The organism is Streptomyces sp. AgN23 (assembly GCF_001598115.1).
In the GTDB taxonomy this organism is placed as follows: domain Bacteria; phylum Actinomycetota; class Actinomycetes; order Streptomycetales; family Streptomycetaceae; genus Streptomyces; species Streptomyces antimycoticus.
Genome location: NZ_CP007153.1, coordinates 6,164,580 through 6,181,507, shown reverse-complemented (window position 1 = coordinate 6,181,507; position 16,928 = coordinate 6,164,580). Strand labels below are relative to the sequence as shown.

Annotated in this window: 16 protein-coding genes and 1 pseudogene; 5 read left to right on the top strand and 12 right to left on the bottom strand. The window is 72.8% G+C overall.

The genetic code is table 11. The features are described from left to right. Positions 1-82: 82 nt before the first annotated feature. The 4 genes and pseudogenes from AS97_RS26900 to tsaB all read right to left on the bottom strand — a co-directional run bounded on the left by AS97_RS26900 (position 83) and on the right by tsaB (position 2,823). Positions 83-346, bottom strand: a complete 264-nt coding sequence (locus AS97_RS26900) for a hypothetical protein (protein ID WP_059148932.1) — start codon at positions 344-346, stop codon at positions 83-85. Beyond that, entirely contained in the window at positions 343-1,461 is a 1,119-nt protein-coding gene (gene tsaD, locus AS97_RS26895) for a tRNA (adenosine(37)-N6)-threonylcarbamoyltransferase complex transferase subunit TsaD (RefSeq protein WP_059148933.1), read from the bottom strand. Before tsaD ends, AS97_RS26900 begins: the two co-directional genes overlap by 4 nt. 226 nt (positions 1,462-1,687) lie before the next feature. Next, a pseudogene (gene rimI / locus AS97_RS26890) lies at positions 1,688-2,128 on the bottom strand (ribosomal protein S18-alanine N-acetyltransferase); the annotation flags it as partial. Between the two features lie 26 nt (positions 2,129-2,154). Then, positions 2,155-2,823, bottom strand: coding sequence for a tRNA (adenosine(37)-N6)-threonylcarbamoyltransferase complex dimerization subunit type 1 TsaB (gene tsaB, locus AS97_RS26885; RefSeq protein ID WP_125758268.1), 669 nt, complete (start codon positions 2,821-2,823; stop codon positions 2,155-2,157). A gap of 179 nt (positions 2,824-3,002) precedes the next feature. Between tsaB and AS97_RS26880 the strand changes: the two genes are divergently transcribed. Beyond that, on the top strand, positions 3,003-3,569 hold the full coding sequence (locus AS97_RS26880; protein WP_079059894.1) for a hypothetical protein: 567 nt from the start codon (positions 3,003-3,005) through the stop codon (positions 3,567-3,569). 48 nt (positions 3,570-3,617) lie between these two features. On the opposite strand, the gene AS97_RS26875 is transcribed toward AS97_RS26880, so the two are convergent. The 4 genes from AS97_RS26875 to alr all read right to left on the bottom strand — a co-directional run bounded on the left by AS97_RS26875 (position 3,618) and on the right by alr (position 7,430). Next, on the bottom strand, positions 3,618-3,854 hold the full coding sequence (locus AS97_RS26875) for a hypothetical protein (RefSeq protein WP_125758270.1): 237 nt from the start codon (positions 3,852-3,854) through the stop codon (positions 3,618-3,620). A 189-nt stretch (positions 3,855-4,043) separates the two neighbouring features. Then, positions 4,044-4,562: a tRNA (adenosine(37)-N6)-threonylcarbamoyltransferase complex ATPase subunit type 1 TsaE gene (gene tsaE, locus AS97_RS26870; RefSeq protein WP_086710258.1), complete on the bottom strand. Its 519-nt coding sequence runs from the start codon at positions 4,560-4,562 to the stop codon at positions 4,044-4,046. Between the two features lie 487 nt (positions 4,563-5,049). After that, a complete protein-coding gene (locus AS97_RS26865) occupies positions 5,050-6,273 on the bottom strand; it encodes an alpha/beta hydrolase (RefSeq protein WP_059148938.1) in 1,224 nt (407 codons plus the stop codon). 2 nt (positions 6,274-6,275) lie between these two features. Further along, positions 6,276-7,430, bottom strand: a complete 1,155-nt coding sequence (gene alr, locus AS97_RS26860) for an alanine racemase (protein ID WP_086710247.1) — start codon at positions 7,428-7,430, stop codon at positions 6,276-6,278. Positions 7,431-7,513: 83 nt separating this feature from the next. On the opposite strand from alr, the gene AS97_RS26855 reads away from it, so the two are divergent. The 3 genes from AS97_RS26855 (at position 7,514) to AS97_RS26845 (ending at position 12,139) form a co-directional block, all read left to right on the top strand. Continuing rightward, positions 7,514-9,019: an NAD(P)H-hydrate dehydratase gene (locus AS97_RS26855; protein ID WP_210565794.1), complete on the top strand. Its 1,506-nt coding sequence runs from the start codon at positions 7,514-7,516 to the stop codon at positions 9,017-9,019. Between the two features lie 114 nt (positions 9,020-9,133). After that, a complete protein-coding gene (locus tag AS97_RS26850) occupies positions 9,134-11,461 on the top strand; it encodes a heavy metal translocating P-type ATPase (RefSeq protein WP_210565793.1) in 2,328 nt (775 codons plus the stop codon). Between the two features lie 123 nt (positions 11,462-11,584). Further along, entirely contained in the window at positions 11,585-12,139 is a 555-nt protein-coding gene (locus AS97_RS26845) for a DUF2231 domain-containing protein (RefSeq protein WP_210565792.1), read from the top strand. A 91-nt stretch (positions 12,140-12,230) separates the two neighbouring features. On the opposite strand, the gene AS97_RS26840 is transcribed toward AS97_RS26845, so the two are convergent. The 3 genes from AS97_RS26840 to AS97_RS26830 all read right to left on the bottom strand — a co-directional run bounded on the left by AS97_RS26840 (position 12,231) and on the right by AS97_RS26830 (position 15,282). Then, a complete protein-coding gene (locus AS97_RS26840; RefSeq protein WP_247204496.1) occupies positions 12,231-13,199 on the bottom strand; it encodes a ferritin family protein in 969 nt (322 codons plus the stop codon). Between the two features lie 251 nt (positions 13,200-13,450). Next, positions 13,451-14,020: a GNAT family N-acetyltransferase gene (locus AS97_RS26835; protein ID WP_247204495.1), complete on the bottom strand. Its 570-nt coding sequence runs from the start codon at positions 14,018-14,020 to the stop codon at positions 13,451-13,453. Continuing rightward, the gene (locus AS97_RS26830) at positions 14,020-15,282 is read right to left on the bottom strand and encodes a hypothetical protein (RefSeq protein ID WP_059149032.1); all 1,263 of its coding nucleotides are present in this window, start codon (positions 15,280-15,282) and stop codon (positions 14,020-14,022) included. The genes AS97_RS26835 and AS97_RS26830 overlap by 1 nt, the downstream gene beginning before the upstream one ends. Positions 15,283-15,546: 264 nt before the next feature. On the opposite strand from AS97_RS26830, the gene AS97_RS26825 reads away from it, so the two are divergent. Continuing rightward, positions 15,547-15,855, top strand: a complete 309-nt coding sequence (locus AS97_RS26825; protein ID WP_210565791.1) for a hypothetical protein — start codon at positions 15,547-15,549, stop codon at positions 15,853-15,855. A 190-nt stretch (positions 15,856-16,045) separates the two neighbouring features. Here the strand turns inward: AS97_RS26825 and AS97_RS26820 are convergent, their stop codons facing one another. After that, the gene (locus AS97_RS26820) at positions 16,046-16,636 is read right to left on the bottom strand and encodes an NUDIX hydrolase (protein ID WP_247204830.1); all 591 of its coding nucleotides are present in this window, start codon (positions 16,634-16,636) and stop codon (positions 16,046-16,048) included. Between the last annotated feature and the right edge of the window lie 292 nt (positions 16,637-16,928).

The window sequence follows — 16,928 nt, the reverse complement described above, 5'->3', positions numbered from 1 at the left end:
ACGGCCAAGACACGCGGCACGACCACGACCGCCTCGCCCTACAAGCCAAGGCGCGAGGCACAGCCAGGGCGCCCCGTGCGGCTCAGTTCTCGTCCGTGACCGTCTCGAAGCGCCAGCGGTGCACCGCGCGGCGGACCAAGTCCTCCCCCGGTTCGGGGAGTTCCGGCAGGCCCGGAGTGTCGTAGGCGCCGTCCCACCAGGTGATGACGAGGACGCGGTCCTCGGGTGCGCGGAAGGTCTCGCGGCGCAGCGGGGCAGGGTCGAGGGGCTGGCGGGTGGCCCAGGCCAGCAGTTCCTCGCCCTTCCCCGCCACGGCTCGGGCTTCCCACATCAACGCGACGGTCATGCGTACAGGTTCTTCCGGCTCAGCTCGTGCACATGGTCATGAGAGTGACCGTGGGAGTGGGCGTGCCCGTTCGGGTCCGGGACGTGCGGATCGGTCACCGGAAGGGAGGAATCCGCCGACAGGTCCCACGCCGAGGCGGACCGCCCCCGCGCCACCATCTCCGCGCCGAGCGCCGCCACCATCGCCCCGTTGTCCGTGCACAGCTTCGGCCGCGGCACCCGCAGGGTGAGCCCCGCGTCCTCGCAGCGGCGTTCGGCCATGGCCCGCAGCCGGGAGTTGGCGGCGACGCCGCCGCCGATCATCAGATGCTCCACGCCCTCGTCCTTGCAGGCGCGGACGGCCTTACGGGTCAGCACGTCCACCACCGCCTCCTGGAAGGAGGCCGAGACATCGGCGACCGGGACCTCCTCGCCCGCCGCCCGCTTCGCCTCGATCCAGCGGGCGACCGCGGTCTTCAGCCCCGAGAAGGAGAAGTCGTACGCGGCATCCCGCGGACCGGTCAGCCCGCGCGGGAAGGCGATCGCGTCCGGGTCACCCTCGCGGGCGATGCGGTCGATGACGGGGCCGCCGGGGAAGCCCAGGTTCAGCACCCGGGCGACCTTGTCGAACGCCTCCCCCGCCGCGTCGTCGATGGTCGAGCCGAGCGGGCGGACGTCGGAGGTGATGTCGGGCGCGAGGAGCAGCGAGGAGTGGCCGCCGCTCACCAGCAGCGCCATCGTCGGCTCGGGCAGCGGCCCGTGCTCCAGCTGGTCGACGCAGATGTGCGAGGCGAGGTGGTTGACGCCGTAGAGCGGCTTGCCGAGGGCGTAGGCATACGCCTTGGCGGCCGAGACGCCGACCAGCAGCGCGCCCGCGAGCCCGGGGCCCGCGGTGACGGCGATGCCGTCGAGGTCGGAGGCGGCGACCCCGGCCTCCTTCAGCGCACGCTGGATCGTGGGGACCATCGCCTCCAGATGGGCGCGGCTGGCGACCTCGGGGACGACGCCGCCGAAGCGGGCGTGCTCGTCCACGCTGGAGGCGACGGCGTCGGCGAGGAGGGTGTGGCCGCGGACGATGCCGACGCCGGTCTCGTCGCAGGAGGTCTCGATGCCGAGGACGAGGGGTTCGTCAGCCATGGGTCTCGGTTCCTTGTACTGAGGTCGCGGGGTTCGCTGTGTTCGCGGGGTTCGCTGTGTTCGCCGCGTGCGCGGAGTTCGCCGCGTGCGCGGTGGGGGCTCTGGTCTCGGGGGGCGCACCGGTCTCGGGGGACGCCCTGGTGCCAGGAGACATGCCCGTCTCAAGGGACACACCCGTCCCGCTGTCCGCGGCAGTCGCCATGCCCGCCGTCGTCACACCCGGCGCCGCCGGGTCGGACAGCCGCATGACCAGGGCGTCCACATTGCCGGGCTGGTAGTAGCCCCTGCGTATGCCGATCGGCTCGAAGCCGAAGCGTTCGTACAGCCGCTGCGCGCGGGCGTTGTCGACCCGCACCTCCAGCAGCACCTCACGGCATTCGAAGGCGGTGGCGGCCGTAAGGAGGTCGGTGAGGAGGCGGGCGCCGAGGCCGGTGCCCCAGTGGTCGCGGGCGGAGGCGATGGTCTGGACGTCGCCGGTGCGGTCGAAGACGGCGAGCCCGGCGTATCCGACCAGCCGGGGCCCGCTCTCCGCCACCACATAGTGCCGGGTGGCGTCCCGGCCCCGGGCGTGGGCGAGCTCGGACCAGAACATCCCCCGCGACCAGGCGTCCTCGGGGAACAGCTCCTCTTCGAGCTCCATCACCCGGTCCAGGTCCCACCAGCGCATCTCGCGCAGCGTCACGGTCGCGCCGCTCACTTCGGGGTGACCACCTTGTAGTTGGCGGGCACCTTGGCGTCGGGGCGGCGCAGATACAGGGGCCGGGGCGGCGGCAGCTCCTCGCCGCGCGCCAGCTTCTCGGCGGCGAGCGAGGCGAGCGCCCCGGCCGACTGGTACTTCGGCATCCCGGGCGGTACGTCGGCGAAGGCCGCCGGGTAGAGCAGCGCGCCCGCGCCGACCGCGGGCAGCCCGGCGACCCGCTCGGCGAGATCGGCGGGGTGGTCGACGGCGGGCTCGGTGACGCGGGTCCGGGCGTCGTCGTAGCGCGCCCAGTAGACCTCCTTGCGCCGCGCGTCCGTGGCCACCACGAAGGGGCCGTCCAGACCGTCCAGACCGGCGGCGTACGCGATCCCGTCCAGGGTGCACAGCCCGTGGACGGGCACGCCGAGGACCGAGCCGAAGGTGGCCGCGGTCACCAAGCCCACGCGCAGTCCGGTGTACGGGCCGGGGCCCGCCCCGACGACGATCTCTGTCACCGCGGCCAGCTCGGTGCCCGCCTCTCTCAGCGTCCGGTGCACGGCGGGCAGCAGCAGCTCGCCGTGGCGCCGGGCGTCCACGTCCGAGGACTCGGCGATCACTGCGGAGCCGTCGTGCAGGGCGACGGTCACGGCGGGGGTTGCGGTATCAAGAGCGAGCAACAGCACGAGAACAGCCTACGGCGCGCCGGGAGGTCGTTCTTTCGTACCGCCCTTTCGTACCGACGGTGGAACAGCTCGGTCACCGGTCGGCCGGAGCGCGGCGGGGCGTTGGGCGCCGGTGCTACCGTCGCCGTAAGTGTGTACGGGCCGTCAGCACGTACTGACTTCAGGAGAGGGTTGCCGCCGTGCCAAGGAGCAGTACCGGGCCAGCTGTGGCCGTACTCACCGCCGCCGCGCTGGGCGTCGTCGGGTTCCTCGGTTACCAGGCCGCCGCGACCGCGCCCGACCATCCGACCCAGGCCCGGCCCGGGTCGCACGGCGCCGAGTCCAAGAAGAAGGACAAAAACGACGCGGGGTCGAAGCAGAAGTCCACGGCCCTTCCGGCCGGCTCCGGCACCGGCGTACGGGTCGTCTACGCACTGGGCGACAAGCGGGTCTGGCTGGTCGGTGCCGACGGTAAAGCCAGCCACACCTTCCGGGTGGGCCCCAGCCCGGCCAGCCCCGACCCGGGGACCTATTCCGTGACCTCGCGCAACAAGGGCGGGGTCGGATCGGACGGAGTGCAGGTCGAGCACGTCGTCGTCTTCCACTCGGAAGGGGGGGTCGTGTTCGGTTTCAGCGCGGCGGTGGACGGGTCGATGCCGGACCCGAACGCGCGCAAGCGGACCGGGGCCGTCCGGGAGAGCCGGGCGGACAGTGCGGCGATGTGGGAGTTCGCCCAGGTGGACACGAAGGTCGTCGTCATCCCGTAGTCCGGCAGTCGGTAGTCCCGTAGCGGAGATGACGCGGCCCGCCGGGCGCTATGCCGCGTCGCGCTCCTCGTCGTCCGCCTCGTGCTCGTGCTCGGACTCGGGCTCGGCTGACGCGGGCGTCTCGGCTGACGCGGGCGTCTCAGCGGACGCGGGCGTCTCTTCCTCGGCCGGCCGCGGGGGCGTCGAGACCGCGCTCGCCGCCGCACATGCCGCCAGGAGCTCCGACATCGACGGTGACCGGTCCTCGCGCGCGCCGGTCCCGGCCACGGGGTCGTGGGCCGACATGGATGCCTCCTGAGGGTGCTGGGGCAGTCGAGCGGAGTTAGGCAGACCTAACCCACGCTTTCTCCCCCCATGTGACCACGGGCGATGCCCGGAATGCAACAGCATGCCGACGGCTTGTCGGAAACTACCCGGCATCTGCACGCGAGCTCTACCCGGCGACAAACCGCACGGCTGGAGGGCTCCGCGGCGCTACCCCGCGAGCGACGCCAGGTCCTCCCCCGCCCAGCGGGGGCCGACGCCCGTCACCACCACGTCCCGTACGTCGTCCACATCGGCGGCCATCACGTCCGTGACCGCCATGTCGCTGCCCACCGTCCGCTGGATCACCACATGCAGCCGGTCCTCCGCCAGCCCCTCGACCTTCCCCTCGCCCCACTCCACGGCCACCACCGAATCCGGCAGGGAGACGTCGAGGTCCAGGTCCTCCATCTCGTCGAGGCCGCCGTTCAGCCGATACGCGTCGACGTGGACCAGCGGCGGGCCGTCGCCCAGCGAGGGGTGCACCCGGGCGATCACGAAGGTGGGGGAGGTGACGGCGCCACGAACGCCGAGGCCCTCGCCCAGGCCCCGTGTCAGGGTCGTCTTGCCCGCGCCGAGTTCACCGGTGAGCAGGATCAGATCGCCGGGGCGCAGCAGCTTGGCGAGTCTGCGGCCCAGGTCCCGCATCTGGTCGGGAGAGGTGACGGTGATGCGCGTGCCTACGTCCATACTCGCCGATGGTACGGGCAGCAAAAGCCCGGTGCGGACCGGTACGAACGCCCTGGCCGGACGGTCGATCAGTCGGGCGGAAGCCACGCGGACACCGTCAGGACAGGCACCGGGCCAACAGCTACGGGCACCCGGCCACTGGGTACGCACACCCAGCCACCGGCTACGGGCCACCGGACCACCGGCTACGGGCCGCCGGACCACCGGGGGCAGACGCCGGACCACCGGCTACGGGCCACCGGACCGCCTGGAACGGGCCAGCGGACCACCGGGAACGCACACCCAGCCACCGGCTACGGGCCGCCGGACCACCGGGAGCAGACGCCGGACCGCCAGGAACGGGCCACCGGACCACCGGAAACCGCCACCAGGCCAACGCGGGCACGCACGCACCGAGCACCGGTCGGCCACGGACGGGCACCGAGCCGCCGCCGGGCACGAGCACCGCTCCACCCAGCACGAGCACCAGGCGGCCACGGCGGCCCCCTCAGCCCGATACGCCTCGCTTCGCCCGGTCGCCCGTCCCGTCCACGGCCCGCGAGAGCAGCTCGGTCAGATGGCCGTTGACCACCTCGGGATGCTCGAGGATCACCAGATGCCCAGCCTCTTCGAGGATCACCAGCTCAGCCCCGGGCAGCAGCTCCGCGATCGCCTCGCTGTGTTCCATCGGGGTGATCAGGTCCTTGTCGCCCGCGAGTACCAGCACCGGCAGACCGTCGAAGTGCGGCAGCGCGGCCGCCTTGTCATGGGCGATGAACGCCGGATAGAACTCCGCGACCACATCGATCGGCGTGGCCTCGATCAGTCGCTCGGCGAACCGCGCGACCCCCGGGTCCACGTCCTTCGAGCCGAACGAATAGCGCTTGATCAGCCCCGCGAAGAGATCGGCGGTGGCCCGCCGCCCGCGCTCGACCAGGTCGGCCTGCCAGCCCAGCGCCTTGAGCAGTCCGGGCAGCACCCGCCGCACCGCGTTCACCCCGACCACCGGGAGGCCGAAGCTGACCTCGCCCAGCCGGCCCGCCGAGGTGCCGATGAAGGCCGCGCCGATCACGCGCTCGCGCACCAGGTCGGGGTACTGCGCGGCGAGCGCCATCATCGTCATCCCGCCCATGGAGTGGCCGACCAGCACCAGCGGGCCCTCGGGCGCGGCCGCGTCTATGACCGCCTTCAGATCGCGGCCGAGCTGGTCGATGCTGATCGCCTCGCCGTCCGCCTGGGCGCAGCCGCGCGCCGAGCGGCCGTGGCAGCGCTGGTCCCAGTAGACGGTGCGGACGACCTCGCGCAGCGCGGAGCGCTGGAAGTGCCAGGAGTCCTGGCCGAGGCAGTAGCCATGGCTGAAGACGATGGTGACGGGGATGGGGGTGCGGCGCCCGAACCGCCGCTTGCGCCGCGGCGAGGGCGCGGCGGCGTTCTCCCGCACCTCTTCGACCTCGTAGTACAGCTCGGTGCCGTCGTCGGCGACCGCCGTGCCCGGGGTGCCGCGCAGGGTGCCGTAAGGGCCCTCGGCGTCCAGTGCGAGGCGGGCCTTGCGCCGTACACCGCGGCCGACCGTCAGCCGCTCCAGCGCGACGCCCGCGGCCGCCCCCGCCGCGAGCACGCCGATCGTGGCTCCCGCGAATCCGGCGCCCCGGCGCCAGCTCACGGCTGTGGCCCCCGCCGCGACTCGTGTCGCCATCTCTGCCGTACTGCCGGCCGTGCTCTCGTCGCCCATGGTCAGTTCCCTGTGCCCCCGTCCTCACCTACATAAACGCGGGGAATCCGGGCCGAGATTCGCGTCACGATCTCATAGGCGATCGAGCCCACGGCACGTGCCCAGTCCTCGGCGGTCGGCTCGCCCCGGTCCCCCGGGCCGAACAGCACCGCCTCGTCCCCCGGGGCGGCGGTGTCCCCGCCCAAGTCCACCACGAACTGGTCCATGGCGACCGTACCCGCGATGGTCCGCCACTTCCCCGCGACCAGCACCGGGCCGGTGCCCGAGGCATGGCGCGGAATGCCGTCCCCGTACCCGACGGGCACCAGCGCGAGGGTCGTCTCGCCGGGGGTCACATAGCGGTGCCCGTAGGAGACGCCGTGCCCGCCCGGCACCCGCTTGACGGAGGCGAGCGCGGCGGAGAGCGTCATGACCGGCCGCAGGCCGAAGTCGGCGGCCGCGCCGAGTTCGGGGCTCGGGGAAATCCCGTAGGTGGCGATGCCGGTCCGTACGAGGTCGAAGTGGGACTCGGGCACGGTCAGGGTCGCCGGGGAATTGGCCAGGTGGCGCACCTCCGGCCGCAGCCCCGCCCGTTCGGCGTGCGCCACCATGTCGCGGAAGACCGACAGCTGGGCGCCGATGGACGGATGGCCCGGCTCGTCCGCGCAGGCGAAGTGGGACCACAGCCCCGTCACCCGAATGGCCCCTTCCGCCTCGGCCGCGCGGGCCTCGTCGACCAGGGCGGGCCAGTCGGCGGGCTGGCAGCCGCTCCGGCCGAGCCCGGTGTCCGCCTTCAGGTGGAGCCGCGCCGTACGGCCGCACGCACGCGCCGCCGCGACGGCCTCGCGCAGCGCCCACAGCCCGCTGGCCGAGACGTCGATGTCCGCCTCGATCGCCTGCCGCCAGGGGCCGCCGGGCGTCCACAGCCAGCACATCAGCCGGCCCGTGTCCCCCGCCGCCCGCAGCGCGAGCGCCTCCTCGGGCGTGGCCGCGCCCAGCCAGCTCGCGCCCGCCTTACGGGCGGCACGCGCGCACGGGACCATGCCGTGGCCATAGGCGTCCGACTTGACCACGGTCATCAGCTCTGCCGTGGGTGCCGCGGCGCGCAGCGCCCTCACGTTGGCCCGTAGGGCGGCCAGATCGACCACGGCACGGGCGCGCATCGGTGTCTCGTCCATCTCCGTCAGTCTCTCAGGCCGATCAGCCCACCGGAGTGTGTGCTTCCACGCACGGAGTGCCCTCCGTTCGGGAGACTAAGAGCATGAGGATTGCCTACAGCGTGGAGACCGTAAGGGCCGCCGAGCGCGAACTGATGGCGCGGCTGCCCGAAGGAGCGCTCATGCAGCGCGCGGCGGCGGGGCTCGCGGCCGCGTGCGCCGATCTGCTGGGCCGGGTGTACGGCTCCCGGGTGGCCCTGCTCGTCGGCAGCGGCGACAACGGCGGTGACGCGCTCTACGCGGGCGCCCGGCTGGCCCGGCGCGGCGCCGGGGTCACGGCGGTGCTGCTCAACCCCGACCGGGCGCACCAGGGCGGGCTCGCCGCGCTGCGGGCCGCCGGCGGGCGCACGGTTTCGGCCGAGAGCGGCCGGGCCGGCGCTGACGGGGGCCCGGCGGCCTCCGACGACGGCGACGTGGCCGCCGACTGGGGCGAGGCGGCCGTGGCCCGCGCCGATCTCGTCATCGACGGCATCGTCGGCATCGGCGGCAAGGGCGGGCTGCGGCCCGACGCGGAGCGGCTGGTCCGGGCGGTGCGCGGCATCGCCGTCGCCGTAGACCTGCCCAGCGGGGTCGACGCCGACACCGGCGAGGTGCGCGGCTCCGCCGTGCGCGCGGACGCCACGATCACCTTCGGCGCGTACAAGCCGGGGCTGCTCATCGACCCCGCCCACACCCACGCGGGCGCCCTGCGGCTGATCGACATCGGCCTGGACGCCCATCTTCCGGCCGACCCCGACGTGGCGGCGCTCCAGCACGAGGACGTGGCGGCGCTGCTGCCCCGGCCCCTGCCCGAGAGCGACAAGTACCGGCGCGGCGTGGTGGGCGTCGTCGCGGGCTCCGCCCGCTACCCGGGCGCGGCCGTGCTGGCCGTCTCGGGCGCGCTGCGGGGCGGTGCGGGGGCGGTGCGCTACGTCGGCCCCGCGGCCGACGACGTCATCTCGCGCTTCCCCGAGACCCTCGTCCACACCGGTCCCCCGGCCAAGGCGGGCCGCGTCCAGTCATGGGTCGTCGGCCCCGGCCTCGGCGACGGCGCGGCGGCCAAGCACTCCCTGGACGACGTTCTCGCCTCCGACGTCCCGGTCCTGGTCGACGCCGATGGGCTCCACCTGCTGCCCGCCGGGAGCGACCTGCGCAAACGCGAGGCGGCGACCGTCCTGACCCCGCATGCGGGCGAGGCGGCGGCGCTCCTCGGCGTGAGCCGCGAAGAGGTCGAGTCGGGCCGCCTCGCCGCCGTGCGGGCCCTGTCCGAGCGCTACGGCGCGACCGTGCTCCTGAAGGGGTCCACCACGCTGATCGCCGCCGAACACCAGCCGGTGCGCGTCAACCCCACCGGCACCGGCTGGCTGGCCACGGCGGGCAGCGGCGATGTGCTCTCCGGGTTGATCGGCTCCCTGCTCGCCACGGGCCTCCCCGCCCGCGATGCCGCCTCCGTCGGCGCCTACCTCCACGGCCTGGCCGCGCGCCGCGCCACGACGCCGCAGGGCGCCCCCATCGCCGCGTACGACGTCTCGGCGGCGCTGACGGACACGTGGCGGGACGTGCTGGCCTGACGGGCGCGGCCCGCGAGAGCGGATGCGGGGGCACCGCCATCCCGGCGGCGTGGACGGTGCGCCCGCGCTGCGAACGCGCCGTCGGGGAGGAAGATGGACAGCAGAGGTGTGTCCATGAACGACTTCGCCGCCGCACAGCCGATTCGCCGTTCGACAGCCGCCGTCTCCGCTCATCTGGAGCCGTTCCTCCTCGCCGTCACGGCGGCGGCTCTGATGGCCGGCGGTGTGGCCTGGGCCGTCGGCGCCGACAGCCTCGCGAACCTGGTGTGGGGCCTGGGGACCGTGTTCGCCATCGTCCCGGCGGTGGTGTGGGTCGTGGTCGCGTTGCGGCGTGGTCGGGCGGGCGTGGACCTGATCGCGGTTCTGGCCCTCGGCGGGACCCTGGCCGTGCGCGAGTACCTGGCCGGAGCGCTGATCGCTCTGATGCTGGCCACCGGCCGCGCTCTCGAAGCCGCGGCCGGGCGACGGGCCTCCCACGATATGCGGGCCCTTGTGGAACGCGCGCCGCGCACGGCCCGGCGCTTCACCGACGCCGGAGTGCGCACGGTGCCACTCGCCGAGGTGGAAGTCGGTGACCTGCTCGTGGTGGCCCCGGGCGAAGTGGTCCCGGTCGACGGCCGCGTGGAGAGCCCCATCGCCGTATTCGACGAGTCGGCGCTCACCGGGGAGGCCCCGCACATCGAGCGGGCGAAGGACGAGACGGTACGCAGCGGGGTGATCAACGCCGGCGGCGCCTTCGACCTGAGAGCCACCGCCACCGAGCGGGACAGCACCTATGCCGAGATCGTGCGGCTGGCTCGGCAGGCCGGCGCGGAATCCGCTCCCGTGGTCCGCCTGGCCGACCGGTACGCGGCCTGGTTCCTGCCCCTGTCCCTCGCGGTGGCCGGGCTGGCCTGGCTCCTGAGCGGCTCCGCGGTACGGGCGGTGGCGGTGCTGGTGGTCGCCACCCCGTGCCCGCTGCTGCTGGCCGCGCCGGTCGCGATCGTCTCCGGCCTGTCCCGCGCCTCACGCCTGGGTATGGTGATCCGCGGTGGCGGCGCGCTGGAGAACCTCGGCCGAGCCCGTACTCTGCTGCTGGACAAGACCGGCACCCTCACCGGCGGCCGTCCTCGTGTCCTCGACGTCGCTGCCGCGCCGGGGTGGAAGCCGACGCAGGTGCTGCGCCTGGCGGCCGCACTCGACCAGTACTCCCCGCATGTGCTGGCCCACGCCATCGTCGACGCCGCCCGGGAACGCGGACTGGAACTGCCTGCGGTGTCGAACGTCACCGAGGACCCCGGGCGGGGCGCCTCGGGCACCGTGGACGGGCGGCGGGCGGCCATCGGCCGGATCGACACCGCGGGTGCCGCGCCGTCCTGGGCCGGCGGGGTGGAGAACCGCGCACTGCTCGACGGAGCGGCCGTCGCCTGGCTGACCGTCGACGGGCACGTGGCGGGCGCCGTGCTGCTGCGCGATCCCATACGCTCCGACGCCCCCAGAACCCTGCGCCACCTGCGGACGGCGGGCATCCAGCGGATCATGATGCTCACGGGTGACCGGACCGAGCCCGCGCACGAAGTCGCCGCCGTCCTCGGCCTCGACGGCGTACGGGCCGAGCTCAGCCCCGCGGACAAGGTCGCCGCGGTCCGCGCCGAGCGCGACCGGGCCGTCTCCGTCATGGTCGGCGACGGTGTCAACGACGCCCCCGCGCTCGCCGCGGCGGACATTGGGGTGGCCATGGGTGCCCGTGGTTCCACCGCCTCCTCCGAAGCCGCCGACATCGTCCTGACCACCGACCGGGTGGACCGCCTCGCCGATGCCGTCGCCATCGCCGAACGCTCCCGGCGCATCGCCGTACAGAGCGCGCTCGGCGGCATGCTGCTGTCGCTCGCCGCCATGGCCGCAGCCGCCTTCGGCCTGCTCCCGCCCGCCGCCGGTGCCCTGCTCCAGGAGGGCATCGACGTCGCGGTCATCCTCAACGCCCTGCGGGCCCTGCGCGTCGACCAGACGGTGCGGCCGGCTCTCGCACCGGCCGCCGAAGCGCTCATCCACCGCTTCGCGGCCGAACATGACGATCTGCAGGACGTGCTCGACGCGGTACGCGCCGCCGCCGACCGCCTCTCCGCCGGCGACGACCCCCAGGCCCTGGCGGCCGTCGAGGAGACGCACCGGCTGCTGACCGAACGGCTCCTGCCGCACGAGTACGCCGAGGAGCACCAGCTCTACCCCGCGCTCGCCCCCGCGCTCGGCGGCCCCGAGGCCACCGCCACCATGAGCCGCGCCCATGCCGAGATCGAGCGCCTTTCCCGGCGCGTCGCCACGCACCTGCGTCTGGCTCACGCCCGCGGCGGGCTGGACGCCGGTCAACTCGACGACCTGCGCTCCTGTCTCTACGGACTGCACACTGTCCTGCGGCTGCATTTCTCCCAGGAAGAGGAGAGCTACTTCTCCCTGGCCCCGTGACCGCCTGGGCACTGCTCCATACGCGCGGTACGCCCTCCGCGCATGGACATATTCGCCACGCACGCCCGAAACAATGACTTCTTACCGAATGCGCCTTAACGCGCATCTGCTGGAGGAGGTCCCGTGGATGTTGGGCTGATCAACGGCGTTCCCGGCCATCCGCTATTCGTTCACGGCGCGGCGGTGCTGGTCCCGCTGACAGCGTTGGCGCTCGTGGTCTGCGCGCTGTGGCGTTCGGCGGCACGCAGGCTCGGCCCGGTGCTGCCGGTCATGGCGCTGGTCACTCTCGCTCTGGTCGTGCTGACCACCGAGTCCGGCGAGTGGCTGGAGGAGCGGGTGCGGGAGAGTTCGCTGGTGGAGGAGCACGCCGAAATGGGGCCCGGTCTCACCCCATGGACGATCGCCCTGTTGGTGCTCACCGTCGCCGTATGGCTGCTCGGATGTGTCGGCCCCCGCCGGGGACGAGAGCGCGGTGAGGAGGACGACGGCCCCACCGGGGGCGCGGCGTCCACAGTGGTCCGGCTGGCCTCTTCCCTGCCGGTGCGCGTCGCGGCGCTGGTGATCGCCCTGGTCGTGGCCGTCGGCGCGGTCGTCCAGGTGTACCGGATCGGTGACTCGGGTGCGAGGGCGGCCTGGCAGGGCCGGTTCTCGACAAGCCGGTCCGGCCCCGGGCGGTGACGCGCCAAAAGCGGCCCGTGCACCCGGTGCGACGCGCCGACCGCCCTCGCATGAGGTGTGCCGCCGGTCCCCGGACACCACACCCAGGTGGTCACTGCAGCCGGTCGAGCGCCCGCTGGAAGGCCGCCGCGTGCTTGGCTTCGTCGGCGGCGGTGTCGCGGAAGAACCGGGCGGCGGCCGTATCGCCGACGGCGGCGGCCTGCTTGGCGAAGCCCGGGTAGACGACGGTGGCTTCGTTGCGTTCTCCGGCGATGGCCTTGCGCAGGTTCGTCTTCGTGGTACGGACCAGGCCGGCCAGGACGGCCTCGCCGGCGAAGTGCTCGTGCAGCTCCACGTTGGCGGTGCCCTCGAACAGGCGGGCCAGCGCGGTGTTGCCGGTCTGCCGCGCACGGGCGGCGAAGAGCTGGTACTTGCCGTAGGCCAGTGCCTCACCGTGCATCGCGGTGTCGAGATTGGCCTTGGTCCGGGCGGCCTTCACCTTCGGCGGCCCCGCGGGCACCGGCACCACGTCGGCTTTCGGCGGCGCCGGGATGGTGCCGTGACCGGTGGTCACGACCTTGAGCGCGGCGCGGTAGGCGTCGCGGTGACGGCCTTCGTCGGCGGCGATCTCGGTGAACAGCTCGGCAGCCTTCAGGTCCCCGTCCGCGCGGGCCTCGGCCGCGAACCGGCGGTACATGACCTGGTGCTCGTAGGTCTCGCCATTGATGGCCTGGCGCAGGTTGGCCGCGTTCGATCCGACCGTTCCGGCCAGGGCGGCGGCCTCGCGAAAGTGCTCGTTGAGCTCGGTCCGCGCCGTGCCGCGGAAGAGCTTGGCGACGGCCGGGTAGGACTGGCGGTCGGCTTCGATGGCGAAAAGGCTGTAGGAGGCGTAGGCGAACGCCTCCCCCTTCATGGTGGTGTCCAGGTCGGTGAGGGTCTGCGGGTTCAGAACCCGGGCGGCGGCGTGGGCGGCCTGCTGCCCCTCGACCGGCACCGTGAGGGCCACGGCCGTGGCAGCCGGCGTGGCCGCTGTCAGCGCGCACAGGCCGATCACGAGCGTGCGTATCGAGCGACGGAACATGAGTCCTCCTCCGGGGCGCTTCTGGGTGCGAGTGCCCCTCCTCATGCCACCCGCACGGGCGCTCCACCGCCCCTTCGGGAACGCGTCCGAGTGAATACGCACAGTCATCGCGCGCCTTTTCGCCGACGCGCCGCGCCCGCTTTCACAGGCCACGCCCCCTCCGCCGCCCCGCGCCGCGCCGGCTCCGGCCTCGTCGCCGCTCCCCTGCGGCCTGCGGCGGACAGGACTCTGGCTGATGTAGTGGTGCGACGTCAGCGCCCGGAACGCCCCGCGGTGCCCAGATCGAGCACCATCACGTCATGCAGCACCGCGCCCTCCCACGGGCGGGCCTCCCCCACCTTGCGGTACCCCCACGACCGGTACGCGGCCTGGGCGGCCTCGGCATCCGGCCGCGCGTTGAGCAGCACGCGCTCCGCCGTGATGTCGGTGAGCACCGCCTCGTGCATCCGGCGTGCCGCCCCCAGCCGCCGCCACGGGGCCCGTACAGCGAGCTCCATCAGCCCGAACGTCCGCCGCCCGTCCTCGCGGCGCAGTGCGTCGTCCACGGGCGTGGTGAGCCGGTCCCACCAGCCGGTGCTCGGGCTCAACGGGTAGCCGTAGGCGATGCCCACCGGCTCACCGGCGCCCGTGCGGGCCAGGGCGGCGGAGAAGGTCTTCTTGCGGACCTGCGAGCGGAACCGCCGGAAATTCGCTTCCACCGACCCAGGAGTCTCCTCGTACGGCTCCTCCGCGAAGACCTCGGCATAGACAAGCCTGAACTCCGGCTCGGCCCGCGCGGCGGCCGCGCCATCCATGCGCTCGACGGCGAACGTCCCGGTCATCAACAGCCTCCTCGTACGACCTCATGGATACGGGCGGACATGTCATGTGTCATCGCGGTGTCCAGAGCGATGGCGGTCTTATCGAAAGCGCGCATCCGGCGTGTCAGTCGATCGGAACCGATCTCCTCATAGACATCGAGCACACTGCCCATCTCGGCGCACGCCTCCTCGATGTCCCCCGCATCGAGGAGCGTGCAGGCGAGCTTCGACCGGTACCAGGCCGTGTTGCGGGCATAACCCCGAGCCAGACCATCGACGGCGGCCCGCATAAATGGCACGGCGCGTCGTGGTTCGCCAGCCGCCACGTACATATCCGCTGTGGCGTAGTCGATCTCGATCGGGCCGGCGAACCGAGCCCAGTGCGGCACATCTGTGTCCGTGTCGGCGCGGCTCTGATACGAAAGGGCGCGGCTGAGTGCTCGCCGGGCAGCGGTCGTGTCCCCGGCCTGCGTGGCCACATTCGCCTCGCGAAGAGCGACGACGAGATGCACGGTCGGCCCGGCCCCGCTCCTGCGGGCCACGTCATAAGCGAACTCGACCGCTGATGCGGCCTCCCACAGTCGGTCCGCCTTGATATCGATCAGGACAAGCGTCTCCAGTGCGGACAGCTGCAAGAGACCGTCACCGATGAGTTGAGCGGCGGTCAACGCCTCCATGGCGGCGGTACGTGCCTGCCCGATCGGCCCGCTGTCGTAGCCGTACCACGCTTGATTACTGTGCAGCTCGGAAAGCGCGGCCTGTAAGGCGCGGCCTACTCGGCTCGTATAGATGCTGCGGCTCAGCACCTGCGTGATCTCCTGCTCAAGCTGCGCGGCACGCGCCTTCGCGGGAATGCCACCCGACTGGTGATCGACGGTATAGAGGTCGGCCAGCCGTGCATGGAACGCCGCCACCTCACTCGCACCGACACGCGGCCCTTGCCGGCTCGGGAGGGCCGCCGACGCCGCGACCGCACCCGCCCCCGTGACGAACGATCGACGCTTCACCTCTCCATCGTCGCCGATCCGCTCGACAGTCGAATAGCGATGAGACGGGACGTCGAATCCCATCTCGGCGAGCGGAAGACCGAACATCGCCTCCAACACCACCTGTTGACTCGGATGCGGCAATGGCGGAGGCGACTCGCTCTCCCACCGCCTGAGCTGGCGGACGCTCACCGAGGCGCCGATACTCAGCCGGGCGGCCTCGCGGGCAAAGGCGGCGACGAAGGTCGCTTGCGTGTAACCGGCCATACCGCGCAGCGATGCCAGCTTGCTTGCCATCCACATCCCCCAACTCGCGCTGAACGCCTCACCGTAGCGACTTCATCCGCCCGGCATAGACGGAAACGTCCGCCCAAACGTCCGCTCACGGATGGCCTGCGGCTCCCGCCGAAACGGTGGACTTGCGCAAGACCCCCGCGACGTTGTGGGACGTCCGGGGGCGTGGCCCATCAGCTGACAGGAACTGATGAACATGAACCACTTGATGACCGATGCCCTCGAATGGGTGAGAGCGATTCTCGGCCCTCTCCGAGAGGTGGCCGGATGGACACGATGACCCGCCTGCGCTTACTGCCCTGGTCCGACCCGGAGGGCAGGCCGTGCTATCTGGCATCGGACCGTGAGGACAGTCCTATGAACCGGCGGGCGGATCAGATCGAGGCACTCCAGCTGTCCATGGGGACGGAGCTCCTCGGCCACGCTCGAGCGCTGCTGGACGACCGCAAGGCAGACGCCAGAGAGCTCCGATTCCTCGCGAACCGGCTCTGTGAGGCACTGCGCGATGCGCTGCGGGTGGCCGAGAGCAGGGGCAGACGACTGGCCGTCCACGACGAGGACGGCGACGCACCATGACCGGGCCCACCGGCCGATTCGCGTGCGAGGCGGCCTGGCACGGCCGGTTCTCGACAAGCCGCTCCGGTCCCGGGCGATCGCGCGACAGCACCGCACCGGAAGCGGTCCGGGCTGCCGGGTTCCTTTCCCTTGAGGTGTGCCGCCGGTCCCCGGACGATAAGACTGGCCCGGTGAGCGGACGCGCTACGTCCTATGCCCGCTCCGGCCAGTCGTCGGGGCGGTGCGCGTACCGCCGGAGGACGATTTCGAGGTAGTCGGCGTGGGAGCCGGGGAGGGTGCCCAGGTCGGCGGGTGAGCGGACGAGAGCCGTCTCGGCGAACTCCGGTTCGCGGCCGAGTGCGGTCTCGGCGAACTCCGGTTCGCGGCCGAGTGCGGTCTCGGCGAACTCCGGTTCGCGGCCGAGTGCGGTCTCCGCGGCCACCGCGGCCATGAATCGTTCGGCCAGCACCGACGCGGGCCGGGCCGGGGCGCGGAAGTAGACGCCGGTGCTCCCGCGCCTGCCGCGCGTGACGGCCCACAGTCGGAGTTCGTGCGGCGCGGTGTCGACGCCGGTCTCCTCGGCCAGTTCCCGAGCGGCGTGGCGGCGCAGGGCTGCCTCATCCAGCCGTTCGTGGTCGGCGGGGGGCTCGGCCGATCCGCCCGGGAGCTGCCAGCGGCCGGGAGGCGGCCGTCCACGACGACATGCGCCCCACCAGCAGCCGTCCGTCGTCCGCGGGTTGCAGGACGGCGACGAACAGGGACGACAGTGCGGACGCCCCCGGCACGCGGCGCAGAGCGTAATGCCGGTACGTCACCGGCGCCCAGGACAGGACGACGTGGTGAGGGTCGTCCCAGTCCAGTGAGGTACAGGCGACGGCAGGCCCGTCGAACAGACCGGTCGGGTTGGCGCGAGCCATCTCGCCCCAGATCCGATCGGCGGCCCGCTGGTGCTCGGGCGGGACCCGCGGCGGGTCGGCCCGGATCAGACGGAGTCGACGAGGTGCCCAGAACGCGACGGGAGCGGACTGCGGTTGCGGATCGGTCACCGGCTGGTCGTAGGCACGACCGCCGGCTTCCGAACCCCCGATAAGCCA

Excerpts from the sequence above, each read along its gene's own strand:
- AS97_RS26900 (WP_059148932.1), bottom strand. The coding sequence starts at position 346 with ATGACCGTCGCGTTGATGTGGGAAGCCCGAGCCGTGGCGGGGAAGGGC.
- tsaD (WP_059148933.1), bottom strand. The coding sequence starts at position 1,461 with ATGGCTGACGAACCCCTCGTCCTCGGCATCGAGACCTCCTGCGACGAG.
- AS97_RS26875 (WP_125758270.1), bottom strand. The coding sequence starts at position 3,854 with ATGTCGGCCCACGACCCCGTGGCCGGGACCGGCGCGCGCGAGGACCGG.
- tsaE (WP_086710258.1), bottom strand. The coding sequence starts at position 4,562 with ATGGACGTAGGCACGCGCATCACCGTCACCTCTCCCGACCAGATGCGG.
- AS97_RS26865 (WP_059148938.1), bottom strand. The coding sequence starts at position 6,273 with ATGGGCGACGAGAGCACGGCCGGCAGTACGGCAGAGATGGCGACACGA.
- alr (WP_086710247.1), bottom strand. The coding sequence starts at position 7,430 with ATGGACGAGACACCGATGCGCGCCCGTGCCGTGGTCGATCTGGCCGCC.
- AS97_RS26855 (WP_210565794.1), top strand. The coding sequence starts at position 7,514 with ATGAGGATTGCCTACAGCGTGGAGACCGTAAGGGCCGCCGAGCGCGAA.
- AS97_RS26850 (WP_210565793.1), top strand. The coding sequence starts at position 9,134 with ATGAACGACTTCGCCGCCGCACAGCCGATTCGCCGTTCGACAGCCGCC.
- AS97_RS26840 (WP_247204496.1), bottom strand. The coding sequence starts at position 13,199 with ATGTTCCGTCGCTCGATACGCACGCTCGTGATCGGCCTGTGCGCGCTG.
- AS97_RS26835 (WP_247204495.1), bottom strand. The coding sequence starts at position 14,020 with ATGACCGGGACGTTCGCCGTCGAGCGCATGGATGGCGCGGCCGCCGCG.
- AS97_RS26830 (WP_059149032.1), bottom strand. The coding sequence starts at position 15,282 with ATGGCAAGCAAGCTGGCATCGCTGCGCGGTATGGCCGGTTACACGCAA.
- AS97_RS26825 (WP_210565791.1), top strand. The coding sequence starts at position 15,547 with ATGGACACGATGACCCGCCTGCGCTTACTGCCCTGGTCCGACCCGGAG.